The 24,897-nt window shown below is 70.7% G+C and carries 25 protein-coding genes; 19 read left to right on the forward strand and 6 right to left on the reverse strand.

Annotated features, from left to right (window positions below):
• Nucleotides 1–118: 118 nt before the first annotated feature.
• Together ACFVYF_RS07930 and ACFVYF_RS07935 are read right to left on the reverse strand one after the other, a co-directional pair.
• A complete protein-coding gene (locus tag ACFVYF_RS07930; protein WP_389452502.1) occupies nucleotides 119–250 on the reverse strand; it encodes an LPFR motif small protein in 132 nt (43 codons plus the stop codon).
• Between the two features lie 72 nt (nucleotides 251–322).
• Nucleotides 323–1,186: a hypothetical protein gene (locus ACFVYF_RS07935; RefSeq protein WP_389452504.1), complete on the reverse strand. Its 864-nt coding sequence runs from the start codon at nucleotides 1,184–1,186 to the stop codon at nucleotides 323–325.
• A gap of 111 nt (nucleotides 1,187–1,297) precedes the next feature.
• On the opposite strand from ACFVYF_RS07935, the gene ACFVYF_RS07940 reads away from it, so the two are divergent.
• Nucleotides 1,298–2,245: a GlxA family transcriptional regulator gene (locus tag ACFVYF_RS07940; protein ID WP_389452507.1), complete on the forward strand. Its 948-nt coding sequence runs from the start codon at nucleotides 1,298–1,300 to the stop codon at nucleotides 2,243–2,245.
• A gap of 57 nt (nucleotides 2,246–2,302) precedes the next feature.
• Nucleotides 2,303–2,944: a DJ-1/PfpI family protein gene (locus tag ACFVYF_RS07945; RefSeq protein WP_389452510.1), complete on the forward strand. Its 642-nt coding sequence runs from the start codon at nucleotides 2,303–2,305 to the stop codon at nucleotides 2,942–2,944.
• Here the strand turns inward: ACFVYF_RS07945 and ACFVYF_RS07950 are convergent.
• A complete protein-coding gene (locus ACFVYF_RS07950) occupies nucleotides 2,922–3,671 on the reverse strand; it encodes an enoyl-CoA hydratase/isomerase family protein (RefSeq protein WP_389452513.1) in 750 nt (249 codons plus the stop codon). The two genes, ACFVYF_RS07945 and ACFVYF_RS07950, sit on opposite strands and share 23 nt — an antisense overlap.
• Nucleotides 3,672–3,954: 283 nt before the next feature.
• Here ACFVYF_RS07950 and ACFVYF_RS07955 point away from each other — a divergent pair, with 283 nt between their 5' ends.
• Nucleotides 3,955–4,461, forward strand: a complete 507-nt coding sequence (locus ACFVYF_RS07955) for an ATP-binding protein (protein WP_389453573.1) — start codon at nucleotides 3,955–3,957, stop codon at nucleotides 4,459–4,461.
• A gap of 18 nt (nucleotides 4,462–4,479) precedes the next feature.
• On the opposite strand, the gene idi is transcribed toward ACFVYF_RS07955, so the two are convergent.
• The 3 genes from idi to galE form a co-directional block, all read right to left on the reverse strand.
• On the reverse strand, nucleotides 4,480–5,073 hold the full coding sequence (idi, locus tag ACFVYF_RS07960; protein ID WP_389452516.1) for an isopentenyl-diphosphate Delta-isomerase: 594 nt from the start codon (nucleotides 5,071–5,073) through the stop codon (nucleotides 4,480–4,482).
• Nucleotides 5,074–5,494: 421 nt separating this feature from the next.
• The gene (locus tag ACFVYF_RS07965; protein ID WP_389452519.1) at nucleotides 5,495–6,433 is read right to left on the reverse strand and encodes a cation diffusion facilitator family transporter; all 939 of its coding nucleotides are present in this window, start codon (nucleotides 6,431–6,433) and stop codon (nucleotides 5,495–5,497) included.
• A 134-nt stretch (nucleotides 6,434–6,567) separates the two neighbouring features.
• On the reverse strand, nucleotides 6,568–7,548 hold the full coding sequence (gene galE, locus ACFVYF_RS07970; RefSeq protein WP_389452522.1) for a UDP-glucose 4-epimerase GalE: 981 nt from the start codon (nucleotides 7,546–7,548) through the stop codon (nucleotides 6,568–6,570).
• Between the two features lie 337 nt (nucleotides 7,549–7,885).
• Between galE and ACFVYF_RS07975 the strand changes: the two genes are divergently transcribed.
• The 16 genes from ACFVYF_RS07975 (at nucleotide 7,886) to ispG (ending at nucleotide 24,871) form a co-directional block, all read left to right on the forward strand.
• A complete protein-coding gene (locus ACFVYF_RS07975) occupies nucleotides 7,886–9,685 on the forward strand; it encodes a DUF5941 domain-containing protein (protein ID WP_389453575.1) in 1,800 nt (599 codons plus the stop codon).
• Entirely contained in the window at nucleotides 9,682–10,434 is a 753-nt protein-coding gene (locus ACFVYF_RS07980) for a sugar phosphate nucleotidyltransferase (RefSeq protein WP_383272099.1), read from the forward strand. Before ACFVYF_RS07975 ends, ACFVYF_RS07980 begins: the two co-directional genes overlap by 4 nt.
• The gene (locus tag ACFVYF_RS07985) at nucleotides 10,422–11,483 is read left to right on the forward strand and encodes an iron-containing alcohol dehydrogenase family protein (RefSeq protein ID WP_389452526.1); all 1,062 of its coding nucleotides are present in this window, start codon (nucleotides 10,422–10,424) and stop codon (nucleotides 11,481–11,483) included. The genes ACFVYF_RS07980 and ACFVYF_RS07985 overlap by 13 nt, the downstream gene beginning before the upstream one ends.
• A gap of 28 nt (nucleotides 11,484–11,511) precedes the next feature.
• Nucleotides 11,512–12,240, forward strand: a complete 729-nt coding sequence (locus ACFVYF_RS07990; protein ID WP_389452528.1) for a CDP-alcohol phosphatidyltransferase family protein — start codon at nucleotides 11,512–11,514, stop codon at nucleotides 12,238–12,240.
• A gap of 8 nt (nucleotides 12,241–12,248) precedes the next feature.
• Nucleotides 12,249–13,121 carry a glycosyltransferase family 2 protein gene (locus ACFVYF_RS07995; protein ID WP_389453578.1) on the forward strand — a complete coding sequence of 291 codons (873 nt, stop codon included), beginning with the start codon at nucleotides 12,249–12,251 and terminating at the stop codon, nucleotides 13,119–13,121.
• Between the two features lie 97 nt (nucleotides 13,122–13,218).
• Nucleotides 13,219–14,148: an ABC transporter permease gene (locus ACFVYF_RS08000; protein WP_389452530.1), complete on the forward strand. Its 930-nt coding sequence runs from the start codon at nucleotides 13,219–13,221 to the stop codon at nucleotides 14,146–14,148.
• Entirely contained in the window at nucleotides 14,141–14,920 is a 780-nt protein-coding gene (locus ACFVYF_RS08005; protein ID WP_389452532.1) for an ABC transporter ATP-binding protein, read from the forward strand. The genes ACFVYF_RS08000 and ACFVYF_RS08005 overlap by 8 nt, the downstream gene beginning before the upstream one ends.
• Nucleotides 14,921–15,328: 408 nt before the next feature.
• Nucleotides 15,329–16,261: a squalene synthase HpnC gene (gene hpnC / locus ACFVYF_RS08010; RefSeq protein WP_389452535.1), complete on the forward strand. Its 933-nt coding sequence runs from the start codon at nucleotides 15,329–15,331 to the stop codon at nucleotides 16,259–16,261.
• Entirely contained in the window at nucleotides 16,258–17,208 is a 951-nt protein-coding gene (hpnD, locus tag ACFVYF_RS08015) for a presqualene diphosphate synthase HpnD (RefSeq protein WP_389452538.1), read from the forward strand. Before hpnC ends, hpnD begins: the two co-directional genes overlap by 4 nt.
• On the forward strand, nucleotides 17,208–17,348 hold the full coding sequence (locus ACFVYF_RS08020) for a DUF6380 family protein (RefSeq protein WP_389452541.1): 141 nt from the start codon (nucleotides 17,208–17,210) through the stop codon (nucleotides 17,346–17,348). The genes hpnD and ACFVYF_RS08020 overlap by 1 nt, the downstream gene beginning before the upstream one ends.
• On the forward strand, nucleotides 17,345–18,775 hold the full coding sequence (hpnE, locus tag ACFVYF_RS08025) for a hydroxysqualene dehydroxylase HpnE (RefSeq protein ID WP_389452544.1): 1,431 nt from the start codon (nucleotides 17,345–17,347) through the stop codon (nucleotides 18,773–18,775). The genes ACFVYF_RS08020 and hpnE overlap by 4 nt, the downstream gene beginning before the upstream one ends.
• A complete protein-coding gene (locus ACFVYF_RS08030) occupies nucleotides 18,772–19,902 on the forward strand; it encodes a polyprenyl synthetase family protein (RefSeq protein ID WP_389452547.1) in 1,131 nt (376 codons plus the stop codon). The genes hpnE and ACFVYF_RS08030 overlap by 4 nt, the downstream gene beginning before the upstream one ends.
• 110 nt (nucleotides 19,903–20,012) lie before the next feature.
• Nucleotides 20,013–22,022 carry a squalene--hopene cyclase gene (gene shc / locus ACFVYF_RS08035; protein ID WP_389452550.1) on the forward strand — a complete coding sequence of 670 codons (2,010 nt, stop codon included), beginning with the start codon at nucleotides 20,013–20,015 and terminating at the stop codon, nucleotides 22,020–22,022.
• Complete coding sequence (locus ACFVYF_RS08040) at nucleotides 22,022–22,663, forward strand: 1-hydroxy-2-methyl-2-butenyl 4-diphosphate reductase (protein ID WP_389452553.1); 642 nt, start codon at nucleotides 22,022–22,024, stop codon at nucleotides 22,661–22,663. The genes shc and ACFVYF_RS08040 overlap by 1 nt, the downstream gene beginning before the upstream one ends.
• A 5-nt stretch (nucleotides 22,664–22,668) precedes the next feature.
• The gene (gene hpnH, locus ACFVYF_RS08045) at nucleotides 22,669–23,691 is read left to right on the forward strand and encodes an adenosyl-hopene transferase HpnH (protein WP_389452556.1); all 1,023 of its coding nucleotides are present in this window, start codon (nucleotides 22,669–22,671) and stop codon (nucleotides 23,689–23,691) included.
• 4 nt (nucleotides 23,692–23,695) lie between these two features.
• The gene (ispG, locus tag ACFVYF_RS08050) at nucleotides 23,696–24,871 is read left to right on the forward strand and encodes a flavodoxin-dependent (E)-4-hydroxy-3-methylbut-2-enyl-diphosphate synthase (protein WP_389452559.1); all 1,176 of its coding nucleotides are present in this window, start codon (nucleotides 23,696–23,698) and stop codon (nucleotides 24,869–24,871) included.
• Nucleotides 24,872–24,897: the final 26 nt, after the last annotated feature.

The raw sequence follows: 24,897 nt of genomic DNA on the forward strand, positions 1-24,897 counted from the left end.
CACCGACAGCGGGGGATCAGGGCGGCCCCGCAACGCGCCGGAAGCCGGACGCGTTTGGTCGCGTCCGGCTTCCGAGCCGGGATCGTGGCGGCCCCGACGCGTCGGGGCCGTGCTGTGGTCAGGCCCTGCGGCCCCCACCGGAGCCGGAGGCTCCGCCGAACAACCGGGCCAGCGCCCGGAACGGAAGCGTCACCACTGTGGCGATGGCACCGCCGATCTGCTTCAGGACATCTGCGATCGCACGAAACACGCGCTTCCCCTTTCGTCTCCCGGCACGGACTCCCGCTCTGACGTGAACGAAGCCGGGTGACGAACGGGTACCTCAGTCCTTGCCGATCATGCCTTCGGGGAACGCCCCATTCGTCAGAGCCGTGGTCAGCACGGCCTTGGCCAGCTCCGTGAGCCGCTCCACACCCGCCGCGCCGAGGTGTTCGTAGGGGGCCCGGTCCAGCCGGTCCGTATCGGCCTCGATCGTCGCGCGGAGGGCCACGCCGGCCTCGGTCAGCTCGCCCTCCGCGTCCAGCAGCCCGCGCCCGCGCAGCCGGGCCACGGCCGCCTCCCAGTCGGCCCGGGTCCAGCCCCGGGTCGCGAGCGCCCACCGCGGCGCCATGCCCCGGCCGGTCGCGGTGTGGCTCACCAGTGCCTCGACCGGGTCGAGTTCGGCGCCGAGCAGCACCGCGAGATGGCCGTCGCCGCGGTGTTCGCGCAGCAGGGTGGCCGCGTGCCAGAGCGCGAGGTGCGGCTCCTCGGGGACGGGCAGGTCGGCGTGCGCGGCGTACAGCGGACGCGCGGTCCGTACACACGCCTCGGTGGCCCGCAGCGCGAGCTCCGCCGCCTCGGCCATCTCCTTGGCGGCGATCAGCTCCTCGCCGAGCAGCCGCCGCAGCGTGGTGTCCACGGCACGCACGCGTGCGGCGAGGACCGTCTCCGGGGACGCGGACCGCCACACCCCGGGCACATGCCCGGACACCAGCTCGTGGCTGAAGTTGTAGAACGTCGCCGTCACCGTGCCGGGGCCCACCGCGCCCATGGCGGCGGCCCGCGCGGCGAAATACGCGCCCCTGTCGTCGTCGATCCCGACCGCGGCCAGCTCGCGCCCCAGGTCGGGGGAGAAGTAGTGCGTCGAGTGCAGCGGGTTGAGGACGTTGTGGCAGCGCCGCCCGGCGCGCTCCGGCAGAGAGGTCATGAGGGCACATTACCGACTGGTCGGTACGTGAGGAACCGCAGTGCGCGCCATGTCAGGAAAGGTGGGGTGCTCGTCATTGCGGCCATCGGTCCCGGCTTCCAGAATCAACACATGCGAACCGTCCTGGTCGTCCTCTTCGACGACGTGCAGAGCCTCGACGTGACGGGCCCCATCGAGGTCTTCGCGGGTGCGGACGTCTACCGCGGCGGTTCGTACGGCATCGTCACCGCTTCGCTGGACGGCGCTCCGGTGCGCACCAGCAGCGGCCTCACCCTCGTACCGGACCACTCGCTCGCGGACGCCCCCGCCCCGCACACCCTCCTCGTCCCGGGCGGTCCGGGCACCCGGGACGCGGATCCGCGTCTGATCGACTGGCTGAGGAGGCACGGCCCGCGCGCCGAGCGTCTGGTCTCCGTCTGCACCGGAGCCGGGCTGCTCGCCGAGGCGGGTCTCCTGGACGGCCGCCGGGTGACGACGCACTGGGCGTACTGCGCCGAGCTCGCACGCGACCACCCGGCGATCGAGGTCGACCCGGACCCCATCTACGTACGCGACGGAAACGTCGCCACATCGGCCGGAGTGACCGCCGGAATCGATCTCGCGCTCGCCCTCGTCGAGGAGGACCTGGGCCGTGACGCCGCCCTCACCATCGCGCGTCATCTGGTCGTCTTTCTGCGCCGGCCGGGCAACCAGGCCCAGTTCAGCGCCCAGCTGGCCGTCCAGACCGCCCAGCGCGAGCCGCTGCGCGAAGTCCAGCAGTGGATCACCGAACACCCCGGCGACGAGCTGTCCGTCGAGTCGCTCGCCGCCCGCGCGCGGCTCTCGCCCCGGCACTTCGCCCGCGCCTTCCAGGCGGAGACGGGCATGACGCCGGGCCGGTACGTCGACCGGGTCCGCCTGGAACACGCCCGGCGCCTGCTGGAGGACACCACCGACGGAGTCGAGGAGATCTCCCGCGCCTGCGGCTACGGCACCCCGGAGGCGATGCGCCGCGCCTTCGTCAGGACCCTCGCCGCCTCCCCGGCCGAATACCGGCGTCGCTTCCACCCGGCCCGCTGAAGCACCCGCCGCCGGCCCAACCGTCCTGCGGGACAGTCACGCACCGAAAGGAACTCCATGCAGATCGCGATCGTCCTCTACGAAGGCTTCACCGTCCTCGACGCGGTGGGCCCGTACCAGATGCTCGGTGGCATTCCGGACGCGGAGGTCGTCCTCGTCGCCGAGCGGAAGGGGCCGGTCAGGGACGACCGGGACAGCCTCTCCCTGACCGCCGACCGCTCCCTCGCCGAGGTCCCGAGCCCGGACATCGTCGTCGTGCCGGGCGGCCCCGACCCCAGCGGCGCGATGCGGAGCGACGTCCTGCTCGACTGGCTGCGCGGTGCCGACGCCACCAGCACCTGGACCACGTCCGTGTGCACGGGTTCGTTGGTCCTGGCCGCCGCCGGCCTCCTCAAGGGCCGCCGCGCCACCTCGCACTGGCTCGCGCTGGACGACCTGGAGCAGTTCGGAGCGGAGCCGGCCGGCGACCGCGTGGTGACCGACGGCAAGTACGTCACCGCGGCCGGGGTCTCCGCGGGCATCGACATGGGCCTCACCCTCGTCGGCCGGATCGCCGGTGACCGGGTCGCCCAGTCCGTTCAGCTGCTCACCGAGTACGACCCGCAGCCTCCTTACGACGCGGGATCCCCGGAGAAGGCGCCGGCCGACCTGGTCGAGCAGTGGCGCCGGCGCGGTGTCAGCCCGACACCGTCCAGCTGAAGCGCGGCTGCCGGCGCTCCAGGAACGCGGTGACACCCTCCGCGGTGTCGCCGCTGCCACGCGCCTGCCCGGACCAGTAGGCGTCCCGGTCCGTGCGCCCGTCCGCGAACTCCTTGGCGGCGGCCTGCGTCAGCTGCGAGCGCGCGGCCAGGACCCGGGCGAACTCGGCGACACGTTTGCCGAGTTCGCCCTCCGGCAGCACCTCGTCCACGAGGCCCGTCCGCAGGGCCCGCTCCGTGTCGATCAACTCGCCCGAGAACAACAGGTACTTGGCGGTGGCGGGCCCCACCAGCGACACCAGCCGCCGGGTGGAGGAGGCCGGGTAGACGATCCCCAGCTTCGCCGGTGTCACCCCGAACAGCGCGCCTTCCTCCGCGAACCGGAGATCGCAGGCCGCCGCCAGCTGGGCGCCGCCGCCCACGCAGTACCCGCGGACGGCCGCCAGCGTCGGCTTCGGAAAGGCCGCGAGCGCCTCCTCGGCCCGGACCGAAAGCCCCTGGGCCTCGTCCGGTGAGCCGCGCAGGGCGGAGATGTCGGCCCCGGCACAGAACGTCCCGCCCTCGCCCGTCAGCACCAGCACGCGCACGGCGGCGTCCGCGCTCAGCCCGTCGAGCAGGGGCGGCAGCGCCGCCCACATACCGGCAGTCATGGCGTTGCGCTTGGCCGGATGGCGGATGACGACGGTGGCCACCCCGTCGGCGACGCTGTGCAGCAGCTGCGGCTCCATGCACCGGATGCTAACCGCACCCCTCCTCCGTACGATCATCGACGCCGGGGCTGGGGCGGCGGTACGAATCGGACGAGCCCGGCGCCAAACCCGTACAACCCGAATAGTTCCCGAAGGCGGCACAACGGCGACAGGAACAGTCACGCTCCCGTCGAAGTCGTGCGCCGACAGTCGGAAAGCTGTCGATACTCGCTGACTTCTGTTCAGTACTTCGGTACGGACCAGCGCGTTCCCAACACTCGACTGTGTGGTGACAATCGAGCGCAAGGGTGGCGACCGGACGATGGAGAACCAGGGGCGGGGGGCCGACTCACGCCCTGCGGGCGGCGGGGAGGTGCCCCTCGGTCCAAGACCCCCGGACCCGCTGCCGTACGAGGGCGTCTGGCGGTTCACCGCCCCCGCCGTCGACCCCTCCGTGCCGCAGGCGCGCCACGCCGTGCGGGACCTGCTCGTCCGCCAGGGAGTGCCCCTCTCGGACGACCTTGTCCAGGGGCTGCTGCTCATCGTCTCCGAGCTGGTCACCAACGCGGTCCGGCACGCGGCGCTGCTGTCGCCGATGCTGGCCGTGGAGGTCGCCGTCGGCGCCGAGTGGGTGCGGATCTCCGTGGAGGACAACCACCCCTACCGCCCCACCGCCCTGGAGGCCGACCACGGGCAGACCGGAGGCCGTGGTCTGCTGCTGGTCCGTGAGATCACCAAGGAGGCGGGCGGGGTGTGCGACGTCGAGCACACGGCGGGCGGCGGAAAGGTGATCTGGGCCGCCCTGCCGCTCAAGCCGTACGTCGGCTAGGCCCTGTCCCGGGAGACGTCACCAGCCGGCGGAAGGGCCCGTCAGCTCTCGGACCGCCGGACGCGCCGCGTCCAGGACCGTCATGAACCACGACGAGAAGGGCTCCTTCGCGTGCCGCGCTGCCAGCTCGTCGGCGGTCACGAAGGCGGTCGACCCGACCTCTTCCGGGTCGGGGCGCAGCGAGGCCTGGACCATCCCCACGAAGAGGTGGTTGTACTCCTGCTCCACGAGGCCCGAGTCCGGGTCCGGGTGGTTGTAGCGGACCGTGCCCGCCTCGCCCAGCAGCGACGGGGACACCCCGAGCTCCTCGTACGTCCGCCGGGCCGCCGCCGCGAAGGGCGACTCGCCCGGGTAGGGGTGGCCGCAGCAGGTGTTCGACCAGACACCGGGGGAGTGGTACTTGCCGAGGGCGCGCTGCTGCAGCAGGAGCCGCCCGCGCTCGTCGAAGAGGAAGACGGAGAACGCCCGGTGCAGCTGCCCGGGGGGCTGATGGGCGGTGAGCTTCTCCGCTGTGCCGATCGTCGTGCCGTCCTCGTCGACCAGTTCGAGCAAGATCGCTTCAGCGGTGCCGTTCGACGAACTGTGCGTCGCGGTGGCAGGTGTGATCGGCATACCCATCCTTCGCATCGGTCTTCGGGTCCCAAGTCTGCCGTACGAAACCGGCACTCCGGACACTCGCGGCGCTCCGCATGTCTCTCCCCCCGACATCGCAACGGGACACGCGGTCGACGTGGGTCAGACGCCGAAAGCGGCCGGATACCTGATCGTGCCCGCTGCCACGGACGAGGAACCGCTCAGGGCCAGGGCCGTCATGTGTTCGGCCGGTACCCCGGATCCGGGGCGGATGCCGTACTCCGAAGCGGGCACGAAGCCGGCCTCCGCTCGGTACCCCCCGGGGGGCGGGTGCCGCCCGGAGCGCAGGCGACCGCGTCTCGACGGCCTGTCCGGGTCCCGTCGGCTCCTGTCGCTGTCCCGAGGGTCCCGTCGGCCCGGCTGGGGCCCTGTCTGTCCGCCGTGATCGACCGGACACGCCCTAGTGGCAGAGCTTCCCCTCGTGCTCGGCGTGCCCGCCCGGTTCGAGCTGGAAGGTGCAGTGTTCGACATCGAAGTGGTCACCGAGGCAGCCCTGGAGTTCATGAAGGATCTTCTCGTGACCGATCGCGTTCAGGGTGTCGGTGCCGACGACCACATGAGCGGAGAGGACCGGCATCCCGGAGGTGATGGTCCAGGCGTGCAGATCGTGGACGTCCTCGACCCCGGGCAGGGCCAGGATGTGCGCCCGCACCTCCGTCATGTCGACATCCCTGGGCGCCGACTCCAGCAGTACGTCGAGGGTCTCGCGCAGCAGCTTCCAGGTCCGCGGGACGATCATCAGGCCGATGAGGATCGAGGCGACCGGGTCGGCGGCCTGCCAGCCGGTGGTCAGGATGACGGTCGCGGCGATGAGCACCGCGACCGAGCCCAGCGCGTCCGCGGCCACCTCCAGGAAGGCGCCCCGGACATTGAGGCTCTCCTTCTGGCCGCGCATCAGCAGGGTGAGCGAGACCATGTTCGCGACCAGGCCGATCAGACCGAACACGACGGTCAGGCCGCCCTGGGTGTCGGCCGGGGTCACAAAGCGCTGGATCGCCTCGTACAGCACGTAGCCGCCCACGCCGAGCAGCAGCAGACAGTTGGCGAGCGCGGCGAGGATCTCGGCACGGGCGTACCCGAAGGTGCGGTTGCCGCTCGGCGGCAGGTTGGCGAAGTGGATCGCCAGCAGCGCCATGCCCAGACCCAGCGCGTCCGTCGCCATGTGCGCCGCGTCCGCGATGAGCGCGAGCGAATCGGCGAGCAGCCCACCGACGATCTCGACCACCATGACGGTGAGCGTGATCGACAGCGTGACGCGCAGCCGCCCGCGGTACGCCGCTGCCGCCGTACCCGTCGGGGGAACGCCGTGCGCATGTCCGTGGTCGTGCCCAGCCCCCATGGAAGCCGCCTCCTGTGCTCTGCCCGGGATCACAGTGAACTACGGGCGGGGGGTATGTGGCAACGCGGCATTGAACACCGTTGTCATATGCTCTGACCTGCGAAAACGATGCGCAGGTCAGAGCACGGAACCGGTCAGACCGCGGACGTTCCCCGCTGGTGCACCTGCCATCCCTGCCACGCCGACTCGACCATCTCGCGTACCCCCCGCCGTGCCGTGAAGCCGAGCTCCCGGGCGGCCAGCGCGGCCGAGGCGACGGCGCGCGGGGCGTCGCCCGCACGCCGCGGCTCGACGACCGCGGGCCGGTGGTCGCCGCTGACCTCGCCGATCAGGGTGACCAGTTCGCGAACCGAAACGCCCTCACCGCGCCCGATGTTGGCCGTCAGGTCGCCCGTGGCGCCCCCGGACAGCCGCCGGACCGCCGCCAGGTGCGCCTCCGCGAGGTCGGCCACGTGGATGTAGTCGCGTACGCAGGTGCCGTCCGGCGTCGGATAGTCGTCGCCGAAGATTCGCGGGGCCTCACCGCGGGAGAGCCGGTCGAAGACCATCGGGATCACGTTGAAGATGCCGGTGTCGGCCAGCTCCGGAGCGGCGGCGCCCGCCACGTTGAAGTAGCGCAGACACACGGTCGCGATGCCGTGCGCCCGGCCCGCCGCCCGGACCAGCCACTCACCGGCGAGCTTGGTCTCGCCGTACGGGCTCATCGGATCGCAGGGCGTGGTCTCGGTGATGAGATCCACACCGGGGTTGCCGTAGACGGCCGCCGAGGAGGAGAAGAGGAAGCGCTCGACGCCGGCGCCGGCCGCCGCCTCCAGGAGCGTCGCGAGACCGCCCACGTTCTCCTGGTAGTAGCGCGTGGGCTGCGCGACGGACTCAGCGACCTGCTTGCGTGCGGCGAGATGCACCACACCGGTCACGGCGTGCTCGGCGAAGACCCGCTTCAGCAGCTCTGCGTCGAGCGACGAGCCCTGCACCAGCCGGATGTCCTCCGGGAGCCGCTCCGGCACACCGGCCGAGAGATCGTCGAGCACGACCACGTGCTCCCCGGCCTCCGCCATCGCCCGCGTGACGTGCGCCCCGATGTATCCGGCCCCACCTGTGATCAGCCATGTCATGGACGCCCACCCTATGCCGGGTTCCGCGCCCGGCTCCCCTTGTCCCGAAGTGTGCCCGATGAGCCGTTCCAAGGCGGTACGCCGGGGACATGCTCGATGCCGTGAATGCGGCGGTCTGGGGCCACGGTTTGTGGCGGGGGCCCCGGATCCCCGATGATGATCTCGGCAAAGGCGGCCACGCAGACCGGGTTGATCGGGCCGTGAACGGGCGGTGAACGTGCGCTTCCCGTCATCCGATAGCCTCTGCCGACATGCCGCCCGCCGCCTCAGGCGCAGGGCCATCCCACCACGCACATGCCCGGCGCCGACGCGTCGGCACCCCAGGGAGTGAGTTCGTCTGTCGACCGCCATCCTCACCGGTCAGCCGGTCCCCGGATCGTCGCTCGAAGGCGATCTGCGGTCGCTGGGCTTCGACGTGCGGGTCGCCTCCGACGCCGGTGACGCCGAGACGCTCCTCGCCGCGGTGCCCGCCGGGCGGCGGGTCGCGATCGTCGACGCCCGCTTCGTGGGCCACGTCCACGCACTGCGCCTCGGTCTCACCGACCCGCGCTTCCCGGCCGCCGCGCTGCCCGGGGCCGTCACGGTCCAGCCCGGCGCGCGCCAGGCGCTGACCCGCGCGGTGGCCCGTGAGAGCTCCGCCGCGGGCGGCGGCGCCACCGTCGTCATCGACAACCTCGCCGACCGGGTCACGGCCGCGCTCGACGCGGACGGCGTCGCGGTGCACCGGCCCGACCTCGGCACCCTCGTGGCCGCGGTCCCCGCCGACCCGCAGGCCCGCAACGAGGCACGGCAGGCCGTCTCGGCCGTCGACGACGAGGCCGTACGGCTGCGCACCGCCGTGAAGTCCCGCGACGGGTTCTTCACCACCCACTTCATCAGCCCGTACTCGCGCTACATCGCCCGCTGGTGCGCCCGGCGCGGTCTGACCCCGAACCAGGTCACCACCGCCTCGCTGCTCACCGCCCTGATCGCGGCGGGCTGCGCCGCCACCGGCACCCGCGCCGGCTTCGTCGCCGCGGGCCTGCTGCTCCTCTTCTCCTTCGTCCTCGACTGCACGGACGGGCAGCTGGCCCGCTACTCCCTGCAGTACTCGACACTCGGCGCCTGGCTCGACGCGACCTTCGACCGCGCCAAGGAGTACGCCTACTACGCGGGCCTCGCCCTCGGCGCCGCCCGCGGCGGCGACGACGTGTGGGAGCTCGCCCTCGGCGCGATGATCCTGCAGATCTGCCGGCACGTCGTCGACTTCTCCTTCAACGAGGCGAACCACGACGCGACCGCCAACACCAGTCCCACCGCGGCCCTTTCGGACAAGCTCGACAGCGTCGGCTGGACGGTCTGGCTGCGCCGGATGATCGTGCTGCCCATCGGTGAGCGCTGGGCGATGATCGCCGTCCTCACCGCGTTCACGACGCCCCGCATCACCTTCTACGCCCTGCTCATCGGCTGCGGCATCGCAGCGACGTACACCACGGCGGGCCGCGTCCTGCGCTCGCTGACGCGCACGGCACGGCGCACCGACCGCGCGGCCCAGGCCCTGGCCGACCTCACCGACTCGGGTCCGCTCGCCGAGCTGCTCACCCGCTTCACGCGCGGTCTCCCGCGCCGCGGCCCGGCCTTCCTGGCCTTCGCCGCCGGCGCCGCTGTGGTCATGGTCACCGTGCTCCTCCCGTACGGCAGCTGGTGGCCCGTCCTGGCCGCCGCGCTGTACGTACTCCTGTCGCCGGTGGCGCTGCAAAGGCCCCTGAAGGGCGCCCTGGACTGGCTGGTCCCGCCGTTCTTCCGGGCGGCCGAATACGGCACCGTTCTGGTACTGGCGGTCAAGGCCGACGTGAACGGAGCACTGCCCGCGGCTTTCGGGCTGGTGGCCGCTGTCGCCTACCATCACTACGACACGGTGTACCGCATCCGCGGCAACGCCGGCGCGCCGCCGCACTGGCTGGTGCGTGCGATCGGCGGGCACGAAGGCAGGACGCTGCTGGTCACCGTCCTGGCCGCGCTGCTCGCCGCCACAGATTTCAAGGTCGCGCTCACGGCACTCGCCGTGGCCGTGGCACTCGTGGTGCTCGTCGAGAGCATCCGCTTCTGGGTGTCCTCCCATGCACCCGCCGTACACGATGAAGGAGAACCCGCATGATCGGCCTCGTGCTGGCGGCCGGCGCCGGACGGCGTCTGCGCCCCTACACCGACACCCTGCCCAAGGCACTGGTGCCGGTCGGCCCTGAGGGCAACGAGGACAGCCTCACCGTCCTGGACCTGACCCTCGGCAACTTCGCCGAGATCGGCCTGACCGAGGTCGCGATCATCGTCGGGTACCGCAAGGAGGCCGTCTACGAGCGCCGCGAGGCGCTGGAGCAGAAGTACGGCGTCAAGATCACCCTGATCGACAACGACAAGGCCGAGGAGTGGAACAACGCCTACTCCCTGTGGTGCGGCCGTGACGCCATCAAGCACTCGGTGATCCTCGCCAACGGCGACACCGTGCACCCGGTCTCCGTCGAGAAGACGCTGCTCGCCGCCCGTGGCGACGGCAAGAAGATCATCCTCGCCCTCGATACGGTGAAGTCCCTCGCCGACGAGGAGATGAAGGTCGTCGTCGGCCCCGAGGGCGGCATGACGAAGATCACCAAGCTCATGGACCCGGCCGAGGCGACCGGTGAGTACATCGGCGTCACCCTCATCGAGGGCGACGCGGCCGACGAGCTCGCCGACGCGCTGAAGACGGTCTTCGAGACGGACCCGCAGCAGTTCTACGAGCACGGCTACCAGGAGCTCGTGAACCGCGGCTTCCGGATCGACGTCGCGCCCATCGGCGACGTCAAGTGGGTCGAGATCGACAACCACGAGGACCTCGCCAAGGGACGTGAAATCGCGTGCCAGTACTGACGAGGCTCATCCCCTCGCCGGTCGTCGTCGACATCCGTCCGGGCGCCCTGGACGACCTGGCGAAGATCCTCGCCGACCAGCGCATCTCGCATTCCGGCAAGCTCGCCGTCGCGATCAGCGGCGGCTCCGGGGCCAAGCTGCGCGAGCGGCTCTCCCCGGCGCTGCCGGGCGCGACTTGGTACGAGGTCGGCGGCGGCACCCTGGACGACGCGATCAAGCTCGCGGACGCCATGAAGTCCGGGCACTACGACGCGGTCGTGGGCCTGGGCGGCGGCAAGATCATCGACTGCGCGAAGTTCGCCGCGGCGCGTATCGGCCTCCCGCTGGTCGCCGTCGCCACGAACCTCTCGCACGACGGTCTGTGCTCGCCGGTCGCGACCCTCGACAACGACGCGGGCCGCGGCTCCTACGGTGTGCCGAACCCGATCGCCGTCGTCATCGACCTCGACGTGATCCGTGAGGCACCGGTCCGCTTCGTGCGCTCCGGCATCGGCGACGCGCTGTCCAACATCTCCGCGGTCGCCGACTGGGAGCTGGCCCACCGCGAGAAGGGCGAGTCGATCGACGGCCTCGCTGCCGCGATGGCCCGGCAGGCCGGCGAGGCCGTCCTGCGCCACCCGGGCGGCGTCGGCGACGACGCCTTCCTCCAGGTGCTCGCCGAGGGCCTGGTCCTCACCGGTATCTCCATGTCGGTCGCGGGTGACTCCCGCCCGGCCTCCGGCGCCTGCCACGAGATCAACCACGCCTTCGACCTCCTCTTCCCCAAGCGCGCGGCCAGCCACGGCGAGCAGTGCGGCCTGGGCGCGGCCTTCGCGATGCATCTGCGCGGAGCCCGCGAGGAGTCCGTGTACATGGCCGAGGTACTGCGCCGGCACGGGCTGCCGGTGACGCCGGAGGAGATCGGCTTCACCGTGGACGAGTTCGTCCAGGTCGTGGAGTTCGCTCCGCAGACCAGGCCCGGCCGCTACACGATCCTCGAACACCTCGACCTGACCACCGACCAGATCAGGGACGCATACGCCGACTATGCAAAAGCCATCGGTAGCTGAGCTCCGCCCGGTCGTCCACCCCCCGGGGGTGAAGGACCGGCGGAGCGGCGAACACTGGGCCGGCCGGCTCTACATGCGCGAGCTGTCGCTCCGCATCGACCGGCACCTGGTGAACACCCGGGTCACGCCCAACCAGCTGACCTACCTCATGACCGTCTTCGGCGTCCTCGCCGCCCCGGCCCTGCTCGTGCCGGGCGTACCGGGCGCCGTGCTCGGTGTGCTGATGGTCCAGCTCTACCTGCTGTTCGACTGCGTCGACGGCGAACTCGCCCGCTGGCGCAAGCAGTTCTCGATGGCCGGGGTCTACGTGGACCGGGTCGGCGCGTACCTGTGCGACGCCGCGGTCCTGGTCGGCTTCGGCCTGCGCGCGGCCGACCTGTGGGGCTCCGGCCGGATCGACTGGCTGTGGGCGTTCCTCGGCACCCTGGCCGCTCTCGGCGCCATCCTGATCAAGGCCGAGACCGACCTCGTCGGTGTCGCCCGCCACCAGACCGGGAAGCCGCCGGTCCAGGAGTCGGCGTCCGAGCCGCGCTCGTCCGGCATGGCACTGGCCCGCAGGGCCGCCGGGGCGCTGAAGTTCCACCGGCTCATCCTCGGCGTCGAGGCCTCGCTGCTGATCCTGGTCCTGGCCGTCGCCGACACCGTCCGCGGAGACCTGTTCTTCTCCCGGCTCGGTGTCGCCGTACTGGCCGGCATCGCGATCCTGCAGACCCTGCTGCACCTCGTGTCCATCCTCGCGTCGAGCAGGCTGAAGTGAGTGCCGCCATAAAGGTCGGGGCGGTCATCATCACGATGGGCAACCGCCCCGACGAACTGCGCGCCCTTCTCGACTCGGTCGCCAAGCAGGACGGCGACCCGGTCGAGGTGGTCGTGGTCGGCAACGGCTCGCCCGTCCCGGACGTCCCCGAGGGCGTCCGCACGGTCGAGCTGCCCGAGAACCTCGGCATCCCCGGCGGCCGCAACGTCGGCATCGAGGCCTTCGGTCCCGGCGGCACCGACGTCGACGTCCTGCTCTTCCTGGACGACGACGGCCTGCTCGCCCGGCACGACACCGCCGAGCTGTGCCGCGAGGCCTTCACCGCCGACCCCGAGCTCGGCATCATCAGCTTCCGCATCGCCGATCCGGACACCGGTGAGACGCAGCGCAGGCACGTGCCCCGGCTGCGCGCCGCCGACCCGCTGCGCAACTCACGCGTCACCACGTTCCTGGGCGGTGCCAACGCCGTCCGTACGAAGGTCATCGCCGAAGTCGGCGGGCTTCCGGACGCATTCTTCTACGCCCATGAGGAAACCGACCTGGCATGGCGGGCCCTCGACGCGGGCTGGATGATCGACTACCGGTCCGACATGGTGCTGTACCACCCGACGACCGCGCCCTCGCGGCACGCGGTCTACCACCGCATGGTCGCGCGCAACCGGGTCTGGCTGGCCCGGCGCAATCTGCCCGCGCCGCTGGTCCCGGTCTATCTCGGCGTCTGGATGCTGCTGACCCTGCTCCGCCGCCCCTCGGGCCCCGCCCTCAAGGCGTGGTTCGGCGGCTTCAGAGAGGGGTGGACCAGCCCGTGCGGCCCCCGGCGCCCCATGAAGTGGCGTACGGTGTGGCGCCTGACTCGACTGGGCCGACCTCCCGTCATCTGACAAGCTCGATATCTGAGAGCATGCGGCCGTACCCCGGTCCCTGGCTTCCGCCTAGGCCCGACCAGGCTGCGCACTTTGAGGACGAAAGTTTCCACTTGTGAGTGAGACAACGCATGACGGCGGGGTCGCGGTGAGCGACCGACCGTCGCCCGATGACGGGCTCTCCGCAACCGAGCTGGCTGCCAAGTACGGGCTCGCGGTCAGTGGTGCCCGGCCGGGACTCGTCGAGTACGTCCGCCAGCTCTGGGGACGCCGTCACTTCATCCTCGCCTTCTCGCAGGCGAAGCTCACCGCGCAGTACAGCCAGGCCAAGCTCGGCCAGCTGTGGCAGGTGGCGACCCCGCTGCTGAACGCGCTGGTGTACTTCCTGATCTTCGGCCTGATCCTGAAGGCCGACCGCGGGATGACCCGCGAGGTGTACATCCCGTTCCTGGTGACCGGCGTCTTCGTCTTCACCTTCACCCAGAGCTCGGTGATGGCCGGGGTCCGGGCGATCTCCGGCAACCTCGGACTGGTCCGCGCGCTGCACTTCCCGCGCGCCGCGCTGCCGGTCTCGTTCTCGCTCCAGCAGCTCCAGCAGCTGCTCTTCTCGATGATCGTGCTGTTCCTGGTGGCGATCGGCTTCGGCAGCTACCCGAAGCTGTCGTGGCTGCTGATCGTCCCGGTCCTCGCCCTGCAGTTCCTGTTCAACACCGGTCTCGCGCTGATCATGGCCCGCATGGGGTCCAAGACCCCGGACCTCGCCCAGCTGATGCCGTTCGTGATGCGTACGTGGATGTACGCGTCGGGCGTGATGTTCTCCATCCGGATCATGCTGAAGGGCCGGCCGGAGTGGATCGCCGACGTCCTTCAGTGGAACCCGGCCGCCATCTACATGGACCTGATGCGCTTCGCCCTCATCGACGGGTACGGCTCCGGGAACCTGCCCCCGCACGTCTGGGCGGTCGCGGGCGGCTGGGCGGCACTCGTCGCGCTCGGCGGCTTCGTGTACTTCTGGAAGGCGGAAGAGAGGTACGGCCGTGGCTGAGCAGAGGACCGACTCCCACATCCCCACCGTCATCGCGGACGAGCTGCACATCGTCTACCGGGTGAACGGCGCCAAGACCGGCAAGGGCAGTGCCACCTCGGCCCTCAGCCGCATCGTCAAGCGCGGCGAGGAGCGCGGCGTGCGCAAGGTGCACGCGGTCAAGGGCGTCTCCTTCATCGCCTACCGCGGCGAGGCCATCGGCCTGATCGGCTCAAACGGCTCCGGCAAGTCCACCCTGCTGCGCGCCATCGCCGGTCTGCTGCCCGCCGAGAAGGGCAAGGTCTTCACCGACGGCCAGCCCTCCCTGCTGGGCGTGAACGCGGCGCTGATGAACGATCTGACGGGCGAGCGCAACGTCATATTGGGCGGCCTCGCGATGGGCATGTCCCGGGAACAGATCCGCGAGCGCTACCAGGACATCGTCGACTTCTCGGGAATCAACGAGAAGGGCGACTTCATCACGCTGCCCATGCGGACCTACTCGTCCGGCATGGCGGCGCGGCTGCGCTTCTCCATCGCGGCCGCCAAGGACCACGACGTCCTGATGATCGACGAGGCGCTGGCCACCGGTGACCGCAAGTTCCAGAAGCGCTCGGAGGCCCGCATCCGCGAGCTGCGCAAGGAAGCCGGCACCGTGTTTCTGGTCAGTCACAACAACAAGTCGATCCGCGACACCTGCGACCGCGTGCTGTGGCTGGAACGCGGGGAACTGCGGATGGACGGTCCGACCGAAGAGGTCCTCAAGGAGTACGAGAAGTTCACGGGCAAGTAGCCGCCGCCCTTCTCGTGTGCACACGACTGAACCCCGCCGGAGCCTCTCCGGCGGGGTTCAGTCGTGCAACCGGAGCCCGGCCGCGGGTGTCCTGACGGGCGAGGGGACGCGCCGGAGGAGATCCACTGTGCAAAGAGAGCCCCAACTCTCGTTCCCCTTAGGAATCTTGACACCAATCGGTGTGTTGTTGTGATGTGCAGGACACCCCGACGAGGCGTGGCGCGTTGTACAACGTAAGCTGTACCGGTGCTGATTCGCGGCAAGTAGGGCGATAATGCGCGACACCCGGCACCGGGCGGGCCCCGGGGCCCGCTGAGCGGCGTGTCCGAAATGGGATGTATCGGGTCAGCAGTGTAGAACGGGAGATGTGACGGCAATGGCTACGGAAACACTCCGGCTCCGCGATGCATGTGCCGTCGCCGCGCCGGGTGGCGAGTGGTGACCGAAGCCCGGACGGCGCGCGCCGGCCATCCGGAGCGTGGCACGCTCGACAAGGCCGCGGACGAGAACTTCCCCGTGGCGCCGTTCTTCCTGCCCAGGGCCTGGCGCGACGACCTCATGGCCGTGTACGGCTTCGCCCGGCTGGTCGACGACATCGGCGACGGCGATCTGGCCCCCGGTGGCGCGGACGCCCGGCTGCTCGGTGTCGCCCCCGAGGACGCCGAGGACCGGCTGCTCCTCCTCGATGCCTTCGAGGCCGACCTCCACAAGGTCTTCGACTCGGTCCCCGGCCACCCCCTGCTGCGCGCGCTGCAGCCCACGGTCCGCCGCGCGGGACTCACCCCCGAGCCCTTTCTCGGCCTGATCGCCGCCAACCGCCAGGACCAGCTCGTCAAGCGCTACGAGACCTACGACGACCTCCTCGCCTACTGCGAGCTGTCCGCGAATCCCGTCGGCCGCCTGGTCCTCTCCGTCACCGGCACCTCGACCCCCGAGCGGATCCGCCGCTCGGACGCCGTGTGCACGGCGCTGCAGATCGTCGAGCACCTCCAGGACGTGGCCGAGGACCTCGGACGCGACCGCATCTACCTGCCCGCCGAGGACATGAAGCGATTCCATGTCCAGGAGGCGGATCTCGCCACGCCCACGGCAGGCGCATCGGTGCGCGCACTGGTTGCATACGAATCAGAACGCGCCCTGAACCTCCTGAATGAAGGCACCCCCCTCGTGGGTAGCGTCCACGGCAGGCTGAAGCTGCTGCTTGCGGGGTTCGTGGCGGGGGGAAGGGCGGCGATCCGTGCGATTGCCGCCGCTGAATACGACGTACTTCCCGGCCCGCCCAAGCCCGGCAAGCTCCAGTTGCTGCGCGAGGTGGGAGTGACTCTGCGAGGAGAGGGGTGATCCGGAGCGTGGAGTCGGAACAACTTGCGTCCGCACCGGTACTCGCCGCTTACAGCTACTGCGAGACAGTGACCGGACAGCAGGCCCGCAATTTCGCGTACGGCATCAGACTGCTGCCTACGCCCAAGCGCCGGGCGATGTCGGCGCTCTACGCGTTCTCCCGGCGTGTCGACGACATCGGCGACGGTGTGCTGGCACCGGACGTCAAGGCGACCCGGCTCGAGGAAACCCGGGCGCTGCTGACCCGGGTCCGCGAGGGCTCCGTGGACGAGGACGACACCGACCCGGTGGCGGTCGCCCTCAGCCATGCGGCCGAGGCGTTCGCGCTGCCGCTCGGCGGCCTCGACGAGCTCATCGACGGCGTCCTGATGGACGTACGCGGTGAGACGTACGAGACCTGGGACGACCTGAAGGTGTACTGCCGCTGTGTCGCCGGAGCGATCGGGCGGCTCTCACTGGCGGTGTTCGGCACGGAGCCGGGGGCGCGCGGTGTGGAGCGGGCGTCCGAGTACGCCGACACGCTCGGGCTCGCGCTGCAGCTCACCAACATCCTGCGGGACGTGCGCGAGGACGCCGAGGGCGGGCGTATCTATCTGCCGGCCGACGACCTCGCCAAGTTCGGCTGCTCGGCCGGGTTCAGCGGGCCGACGCCACCGGCCGGTTCCGACTTCGCGGGCCTCGTGCACTTCGAAGTGCGTCGGGCCCGCACGCTGTTCGCCGAGGGCTACCGGCTGCTGCCGATGCTGGACAGGCGCAGCGGAGCCTGTGTCGCCGCCATGGCCGGCATCTACCGTCGCCTCCTGGACCGCATCGAGCGGGATCCGGAGGCCGTGCTGCGCGGCCGCGTCTCGCTGCCCGGCCGCGAGAAGGCGTACGTCGCCGTACGCGGTCTGTCGGGCCTCGACGCCCGCCATGTGTCCCGGGGCGCCGTCAGGAGGCGTGTCTGATGGACAATCCGCTCCAAAGTGATTCCTCCGGCGAAAAGCGGCAGGCAACCCTCCGGAGTCGCGCGGCGTCCCTGACTGCAACGACCGGCCGTGCACCGTTCAAGCACCGCGGCCCGGTTGCGGGGGAGGGGACACGATGACCGACGGGACACCGTCCGAAGGGCCGGACGTGGACATCCCGGAACACTCCGCGGGCGCGACCGCTGTGGTCGTCGGCGGCGGGCTCGCCGGGATCACCACCGCGCTCGCGCTCGCCGACGCCGGCGTGCGCGTGACCCTGCTCGAAGGCCGGCCCCGCCTGGGCGGGCTCGCGTTCTCCTTCCAGCGCGGCGGACTGACGGTCGACAACGGGCAGCACGTGTATCTGCGCTGCTGCACCGCCTACCGCTGGTTCCTCGACCGCATCGAGGGAGCCGAGCTCGCGCCGCTGCAGGATCGTCTCGACGTGCCCGTACTCGACGCGGCGGGCACGCCGGGCAAGCGGCTGGGCAGACTCAGCCGCACCGCCCTGCCCGTCCCGCTGCATCTGGCGAAGAGCCTCGCGACGTATCCGCACCTCTCCCTCGCCGAGCGCGCCAAGGTCGGCCGTGCCGCACTGGCGCTCAAGGGGCTCGACCTCGCAGACCCGGCCCTCGACGCGCAGAACTTCGGTACCTGGCTGGCCCGGCACGGTCAGTCGGAGCGTGCCGTCGAAGCACTGTGGGACCTCGTGGGGGTCGCCACCCTCAACGCGGTGGCCGGCGATTCCTCGCTCGCACTCGCCGCGATGGTGTTCAAGACCGGTCTGCTGTCCGACCCGGGCGCGGCCGACATCGGATGGGCGCGCGTCCCGCTGGGCGACCTGCATGACCGGCTCGCCCGCAAGGCGCTCGACTCCGCGGGCGTGCGCACCGAAGTCCGTACACGCGTCACCTCCATCTCCCGGTACGAAAACGGGCGTTGGAGCGTTCAGGTTCCCGGCGAGAACATCGACGCCGACGCGGTCGTCCTCGCCGTACCTCAGCGGGAGACCCACGATCTGCTGCCGGCGGGTGCGCTCGACGCCCCCGAGCGGCTGCTGGAGATCGGCACCGCGCCGATCCTCAACATCCATGTCGTCTACGACCGGAAGGTGCTCGGCCGGCCGTTCTTCGCGGCGCTCGGCTCCCCGGTGCAATGGGTCTTCGACCGCACCGAGGCCTCGGGGCTCGCCGAGGGGCAGTACCTCGCGCTGTCCCAGTCGGCCGCGCAGGACGAGATCGACGAGCCCGTCGCCGCACTGCGCGAGCGCTATCTGCCGGAGCTGGAGCGGCTGCTCCCCGGCACGCGCGGCGCGGCGGTGAAGGACTTCTTCGTGACCCGGGAGCGAACCGCCACGTTCGCTCCCGCTCCAGGTGTCGGGCGGCTGCGGCCCGGCGCCCGCACCAGGACCCCCGGCCTCTACCTGGCCGGCGCGTGGACCGCCACAGGGTGGCCCGCGACCATGGAGAGCGCGGTCCGCAGTGGTGTCAGCGCGGCCGGTGCCGCGCTGAGCGCCCTGGGCCGGCCGCGCGATCACCTTCTCGAACTCTTCGAGGAGGCGGCGTGACGCTCGATCTGCCGGGGACCGGTCCCCGCACCCCCGGTATCGCAACAAGAGGAGAGACTGTGCCCACTGTGCCCCCGGCGGAAACGGCTGCCGACGCGGTGGACGTGACCGCGCTCCTGGAGCGCGGCCGGACCCTTGCCACCCCGGTGCTGCGCGCGGCCGTCGACCGGCTGGCAGCGCCCATGGACACCGTCGCCGCCTACCACTTCGGCTGGATCGACGCGGAGGGCAACCCCTCGGACGGCGACGGCGGCAAGGCCGTACGCCCCGCCCTTGCCGTGCTCTCCGCGCAGGCGGCCGGTGCCCGCCCGGAAGTGGGTGTCCCCGGCGCGGTCGCCGTCGAACTGGTCCACAACTTCTCGCTGCTGCACGACGATCTGATGGACGGCGACGAACAGCGCCGCCACCGCGACACGGTCTGGAAGGTGCACGGACCCGCCCAGGCCATCCTGGTCGGCGACGCCCTGTTCGCGCTGGCCAACGAGATCCTGCTGGAGCTCGGCACCGTCGAGGCGGGCCGCGCCACCCGCCGGCTGACCACGGCGACCCGCGCCCTGATCGACGGCCAGGCGCAGGACATCTCCTACGAGCACCGCGAGCGGGTCACCGTCGAGGAGTGCCTGGAGATGGAGGGCAACAAGACGGGCGCCCTGCTCGCCTGCGCCTGCTCCATCGGCGCGGTGCTCGGCGGCGCCGACGACCGCACCGCCGACATCCTGGAGAAGTACGGCTACCACCTCGGCCTGGCCTTCCAGGCCGTCGACGACCTCCTCGGCATCTGGGGCGACCCGGAGGCCACCGGCAAGCAGACCTGGAGCGACCTGCGCCAGCGCAAGAAGTCCCTGCCGGTCGTCGCCGCGCTCGCCGCGGGCGGGCCCGCCTCCGAGCAGCTCGGCGAGCTGCTCGCCGCGGATGCCAAGGCCAGCGACTTCGAGAACTTCTCCGAGGAGGAGTTCGCCGTGCGGGCCGCGCTCATCGAGGAGGCGGGCGGCCGCGAGTGGACCGCCCAGGAGGCGCGCCGCCAGCACACCATCGCCATCGAGGCCCTGGACACCGTCCGGATGCCCGACCAGGTGCGGGCCCAGCTCGTGGCGCTCGCCGACTTCGTCGTCGTACGGAAGAGATGATCACTATCGGTCGAATAAGCCTCGCGTAGTCGCCGGCCGGTGCCGCGGGAGAGAGCGCACCGGCCGACGGCGGACCCACAGCAGACATATCACTGCACGAAGGGGAAGCCATGACAGCGACGACCGACGGAAGCACCGGGGCCCTGCCGCCCCGCGCTGCCTCGGCCAGCGAACCACAGCAGCACAGCGACACGCTCCCGGAGGCGGCCGGGACTGTCGGTACTCAGGACGCCGCCGCGCGCGCCATGCGGCGTGCCACCGACTTCCTGCTGTCGCGGCAGGACGCCGAGGGCTGGTGGAAGGGCGACCTCGAGACGAACGTCACGATGGACGCCGAGGACCTGCTTCTCCGTCAGTTCCTGGGCATCCGCGACGAGAAGACCACCCACGCCGCCGGGCTGTTCATCCGCGGCGAGCAGCGCGAGGACGGCGCCTGGGCCACCTTCTACGGCGGCCCAGGCGAACTCTCCACCACCGTCGAGGCGTACGTCGCGCTGCGCCTGGCCGGGGACCTGCCGGACGAGCCGCACATGGCGAAGGCGTCCGCGTGGATCCGTGAGCGGGGCGGTATCGCCTCGGCCCGGGTCTTCACCCGGATCTGGCTCGCCCTGTTCGGCTGGTGGAAGTGGGACGACCTGCCCGAACTTCCCCCGGAGCTCATCTACTTCCCGAAGTGGATGCCGCTCAACATCTACGACTTCGGCTGCTGGGCGCGGCAGACGATCGTGCCGCTCACCGTCGTCTCCGCGAAGCGTCCGGTGCGGCCCGCGCCGTTCCCGCTCGACGAACTGCATGTCGACCCCGGCAATCCGAACCCGGTCAAGCCCTTTGCCCCGTTGGCGAGTTGGGACGGAGCCTTCCAGCGTCTCGACAGGGCGTTGCACCTCTACCGCAAGGTCGCGCCCCGCCGGCTGCGCCGGGCGGCGGTGAACACGGCCGCCCGCTGGATCATCGAGCGACAGGAGAACGACGGCTGCTGGGGAGGCATCCAGCCACCCGCCGTCTACTCGGTCATCGCCCTGCATCTGCTCGGCTACGACCTCGAACACCCGGTGATGCGCGAGGGGTTGGCGTCGCTGGACCGTTTCGCCGTATGGCGTGAGGACGGTGCCCGGATGATCGAGGCCTGTCAGTCGCCGGTGTGGGACACCTGCCTCGCCACGATCGCGCTCGCCGACGCCGGGGTGCCCGCCGACCATCCCCAGCTGGTCAAGGCCGCGGACTGGATGCTCGGCGAGGAGATCGTCCGGCCCGGTGACTGGTCGGTGAAGCGGCCGCAACTCCCGCCGGGCGGCTGGGCGTTCGAGTTCCACAACGACAACTACCCCGACATCGACGACACCGCGGAGGTCGTCCTCGCGCTGCGCCGGGTCAAGCACCACGACCCGGAGCGCGTGGAGAAGGCCATCGGGCGCGGGGTGCGCTGGAACCTCGGCATGCAGTCGAAGAACGGCGCGTGGGGCGCCTTCGACGTCGACAACACCAGCCCCTTCCCCAACCGGCTGCCGTTCTGCGACTTCGGGGAGGTCATCGACCCGCCGTCCGCGGACGTCACCGCGCACGTCGTCGAGATGCTCGCCGTGGAAGGGCTCTCGCACGACCCGCGCACCCGGCGCGGCATCGAATGGCTGCTCGCCGAACAGGAGGCGAACGGCTCCTGGTTCGGCCGCTGGGGGGTCAACTACGTATACGGCACCGGATCGGTGGTCCCGGCACTCGTCGCCGCCGGACTGCCCGGCTCGCACCCGGCGATCCGCCGGGCCGTCGCCTGGCTGGAGACCGTGCAGAACGACGACGGCGGCTGGGGCGAGGACCTGCGCTCCTACCACGACGCCGCCGAGTGGAGCGGCCGCGGCGCCTCGACCGCCTCCCAGACCGCATGGGCGCTGCTCGCACTGCTCGCGGCGGGCGAACGCGAGTCCAAGGCGGTGGAGCGCGCGGTCGAATGGCTCGCCGGGACCCAGCGGGAGGACGGCTCCTGGGACGAGCCGTACTTCACCGGCACCGGCTTCCCCTGGGACTTCTCGATCAACTACCACCTCTACCGGCAGGTCTTCCCGCTGACCGCACTCGGCCGGTACGTCAACGGCGAGCCGTTCGCCGAGACCGAGGGGGGTTGATGAGCACCAGGCCCGATCCGGCTCCGCTGCTCATCGCCTGTGCGCTGGGCATCGAGCACCTCGCCCTGCGCAGCGGCGACCGCGGCGGCGCCGACGGGCCCGTCACCGTCCTGCGGACGGGGATGGGACCCAAGGCCGCCGAGCGCTCGGTCACCCGGGTGCTCGCCGGCCCGGGGCTGCACGACGCGGCCGTCCTGGCCACCGGGTTCTGTGCCGGGCTCGCCCCCGGCATGCACCCCGGTGACCTCGTCGTCGCCGAGGAGACCCGGGATCCACGCGGCACCACCCCTTGCGTGGGCACCGAGCTCCTCGTCAAGGAACTGGCCCGCGCCCTGCCCGGGCGCACCGTCCACACGGGGCCGCTCACCGGCTCCGACCATGTCGTCCGCGGCCACGAGCGGGCGGCGCTGCTCGCGACCGGCGCAATCGCGGTCGACATGGAGTCCGCCGCCACGCTCCACAGCGCCGTCCGCACGGGCGCCCGCCCGGTTGCGGCCGTCCGGGTGGTCGTGGACGCTCCAGAACATGAACTCGTCCGTATCGGCACGGTCCGCGGTGGAATATCGGCTTTCCGTGTTCTTCGTGCCGTCCTTCCCGCTTTTTATGAATGGCACCGTTCTTTGCTGCTCCCTCGGAGGTGAGCCAGATGGCCATGCCGCTTCGGCAGTCCATGAAGGTCGCTGCATACCTGTTTGAACAGAAGCTCAGGAAGCGGGACAAGTTCGCGCTGATTGTCGAGCTGGAACCCCTCTTCGCGTGCAACCTCGCCTGTGAGGGCTGCGGCAAGATCCAGCACCCGGCGGGGGTGCTGAAGCAGCGCATGCCCGTGGCCCAGGCCGTCGGCGCGGTGCTCGAATCCGGCGCGCCGATGGTGTCCATCGCCGGTGGTGAGCCGCTGATGCACCCTCAGATCGACGAGATCGTCCGGCAGTTGGTGGCCAAGAAGAAGTTCGTCTTCCTGTGCACCAACGCGATGCTGCTGCGCAAGAAGATGGACAAGTTCGAGCCCTCGCCGTACTTCGCGTGGGCCGTGCACATCGATGGGCTGCGCGAGCGGCACGACGAGTCGGTCGCCAAGGAGGGCGTCTTCGACGAGGCGGTGGCGGCGATCAAGGAGGCCAAGCGGCGCGGCTTCCGGGTCACCACCAACTCGACCTTCTTCAACACCGACACCCCGCAGACCATCATCGAGGTCCTCAACTACCTCAACGACGACCTGAAGGTCGACGAGATGATGCTCTCGCCCGCCTACGCCTACGAGAAGGCGCCGGACCAGGAGCACTTCCTCGGGGTCCAGCAGACCCGGGAACTGTTCAAGAAGGCCTTCGCGGGCGGCAACAGGCGCCGCTGGCGGCTCAATCACAGCCCGCTCTTCCTGGACTTCCTGGAGGGCAAGGTCGACTTCCCGTGCACGGCCTGGGCGATCCCGAGCTACTCGCTCTTCGGCTGGCAGAAACCCTGCTACCTGATGAGCGACGGGTACGTACAGACGTACAAGCAGCTCCTGGAGGAGACCGACTGGGACTCCTACGGCCGCGGCAAGGACGACCGGTGTGCCAACTGCATGGCGCACTGCGGCTACGAGCCGACGGCCGTCCTGGCCACCATGAGCTCCCTCAAGGAGTCCATCCGCGCCTCCCGCGAGACCTTCACGGAAAGCCGCGTGTGACGTCATGACCGCCATTTCCTTGGGCCTCCCCGAGGTGCCGGTCCGCCCGATCGCGGAGCGCCGTGTCTCACGGCAGATCCAGGTCGGACCGGTGGCGGTCGGGGGCGGAGCGCCGGTGTCGGTGCAGTCGATGACGACGACGCGTACGTCGGACATCGGGGCCACGCTGCAGCAGATCGCCGAACTGACCGCGTCCGGCTGCCAGATCGTGCGGGTGGCCTGTCCGACGCAGGACGACGCGGATGCCCTCGCCACCATCGCCCGCAAGTCGCAGATCCCGGTGATCGCGGACATCCACTTCCAGCCGAAGTACGTCTTCGCGGCGATCGACGCGGGCTGTGCGGCCGTGCGCGTGAACCCGGGCAACATCAAGCAGTTCGACGACCAGGTCAAGGAGATCGCGCGGGCCGCCAAGGACACCGGCACCCCGATCCGGATCGGGGTCAATGCGGGTTCGCTCGACAAGCGGCTGCTCCAGAAGTACGGCAAGGCGACGCCGGAGGCGCTGGTCGAGTCGGCGTTGTGGGAGTGCTCCCTGTTCGAGGAGCACGGCTTCCGGGACATCAAGATCTCGGTCAAGCACAACGACCCGGTGGTGATGGTCAACGCCTACCGGCAGCTCGCGGCCCAGTGCGACTACCCGCTGCACCTCGGCGTGACCGAGGCGGGTCCGGCCTTCCAGGGCACGATCAAGTCGGCGGTCGCCTTCGGGGCCCTCCTCTCCGAGGGCATCGGGGACACCATCCGGGTCTCCCTGAGTGCGCCGCCGGCCGAGGAGGTCAAGGTCGGCATCCAGATCCTGGAGTCGCTCGGGCTGCGCCAACGGCGTCTGGAGATCGTCTCCTGCCCGTCCTGCGGTCGCGCCCAGGTCGACGTCTACAAGCTGGCCGAAGAGGTCACCGCCGGTCTGGAGGGGATGGAGGTCCCACTGCGCGTCGCGGTCATGGGCTGCGTCGTCAACGGCCCCGGTGAGGCGCGGGAGGCGGACCTCGGTGTCGCCTCCGGCAACGGCAAGGGCCAGATCTTCGTCAAGGGCGAGGTCATCAAGACCGTCCCCGAGTCGAAGATCGTGGAGACCCTCATCGACGAGGCGATGAAGCTCGCCGAGCAGATGGAGCAGGACGGCGTCGCGTCAGGCGCCCCCGCCGTCACGGGAACACCCGCGGTGACGGTGAGTTGACCTAGGCACGGACCGAGAGGGGGCCC

The organism is Streptomyces sp. NPDC058274, from assembly GCF_042881375.1.
GTDB lineage: Bacteria > Actinomycetota > Actinomycetes > Streptomycetales > Streptomycetaceae > Streptomyces.

Excerpts from the sequence above, each read along its gene's own strand:
- ACFVYF_RS07935 (WP_389452504.1), bottom strand. The coding sequence starts at position 1,186 with ATGACCTCTCTGCCGGAGCGCGCCGGGCGGCGCTGCCACAACGTCCTC.
- ACFVYF_RS07940 (WP_389452507.1), top strand. The coding sequence starts at position 1,298 with ATGCGAACCGTCCTGGTCGTCCTCTTCGACGACGTGCAGAGCCTCGAC.
- ACFVYF_RS07945 (WP_389452510.1), top strand. The coding sequence starts at position 2,303 with ATGCAGATCGCGATCGTCCTCTACGAAGGCTTCACCGTCCTCGACGCG.
- ACFVYF_RS07950 (WP_389452513.1), bottom strand. The coding sequence starts at position 3,671 with ATGGAGCCGCAGCTGCTGCACAGCGTCGCCGACGGGGTGGCCACCGTC.
- ACFVYF_RS07955 (WP_389453573.1), top strand. The coding sequence starts at position 3,955 with ATGGAGAACCAGGGGCGGGGGGCCGACTCACGCCCTGCGGGCGGCGGG.
- idi (WP_389452516.1), bottom strand. The coding sequence starts at position 5,073 with ATGCCGATCACACCTGCCACCGCGACGCACAGTTCGTCGAACGGCACC.
- ACFVYF_RS07965 (WP_389452519.1), bottom strand. The coding sequence starts at position 6,433 with ATGGGGGCTGGGCACGACCACGGACATGCGCACGGCGTTCCCCCGACG.
- galE (WP_389452522.1), bottom strand. The coding sequence starts at position 7,548 with ATGACATGGCTGATCACAGGTGGGGCCGGATACATCGGGGCGCACGTC.
- ACFVYF_RS07980 (WP_383272099.1), top strand. The coding sequence starts at position 9,682 with ATGATCGGCCTCGTGCTGGCGGCCGGCGCCGGACGGCGTCTGCGCCCC.
- hpnC (WP_389452535.1), top strand. The coding sequence starts at position 15,329 with ATGTGCCGTCGCCGCGCCGGGTGGCGAGTGGTGACCGAAGCCCGGACG.
- ACFVYF_RS08020 (WP_389452541.1), top strand. The coding sequence starts at position 17,208 with ATGGACAATCCGCTCCAAAGTGATTCCTCCGGCGAAAAGCGGCAGGCA.
- hpnE (WP_389452544.1), top strand. The coding sequence starts at position 17,345 with ATGACCGACGGGACACCGTCCGAAGGGCCGGACGTGGACATCCCGGAA.
- shc (WP_389452550.1), top strand. The coding sequence starts at position 20,013 with ATGACAGCGACGACCGACGGAAGCACCGGGGCCCTGCCGCCCCGCGCT.
- ACFVYF_RS08040 (WP_389452553.1), top strand. The coding sequence starts at position 22,022 with ATGAGCACCAGGCCCGATCCGGCTCCGCTGCTCATCGCCTGTGCGCTG.
- hpnH (WP_389452556.1), top strand. The coding sequence starts at position 22,669 with ATGGCCATGCCGCTTCGGCAGTCCATGAAGGTCGCTGCATACCTGTTT.
- ispG (WP_389452559.1), top strand. The coding sequence starts at position 23,696 with ATGACCGCCATTTCCTTGGGCCTCCCCGAGGTGCCGGTCCGCCCGATC.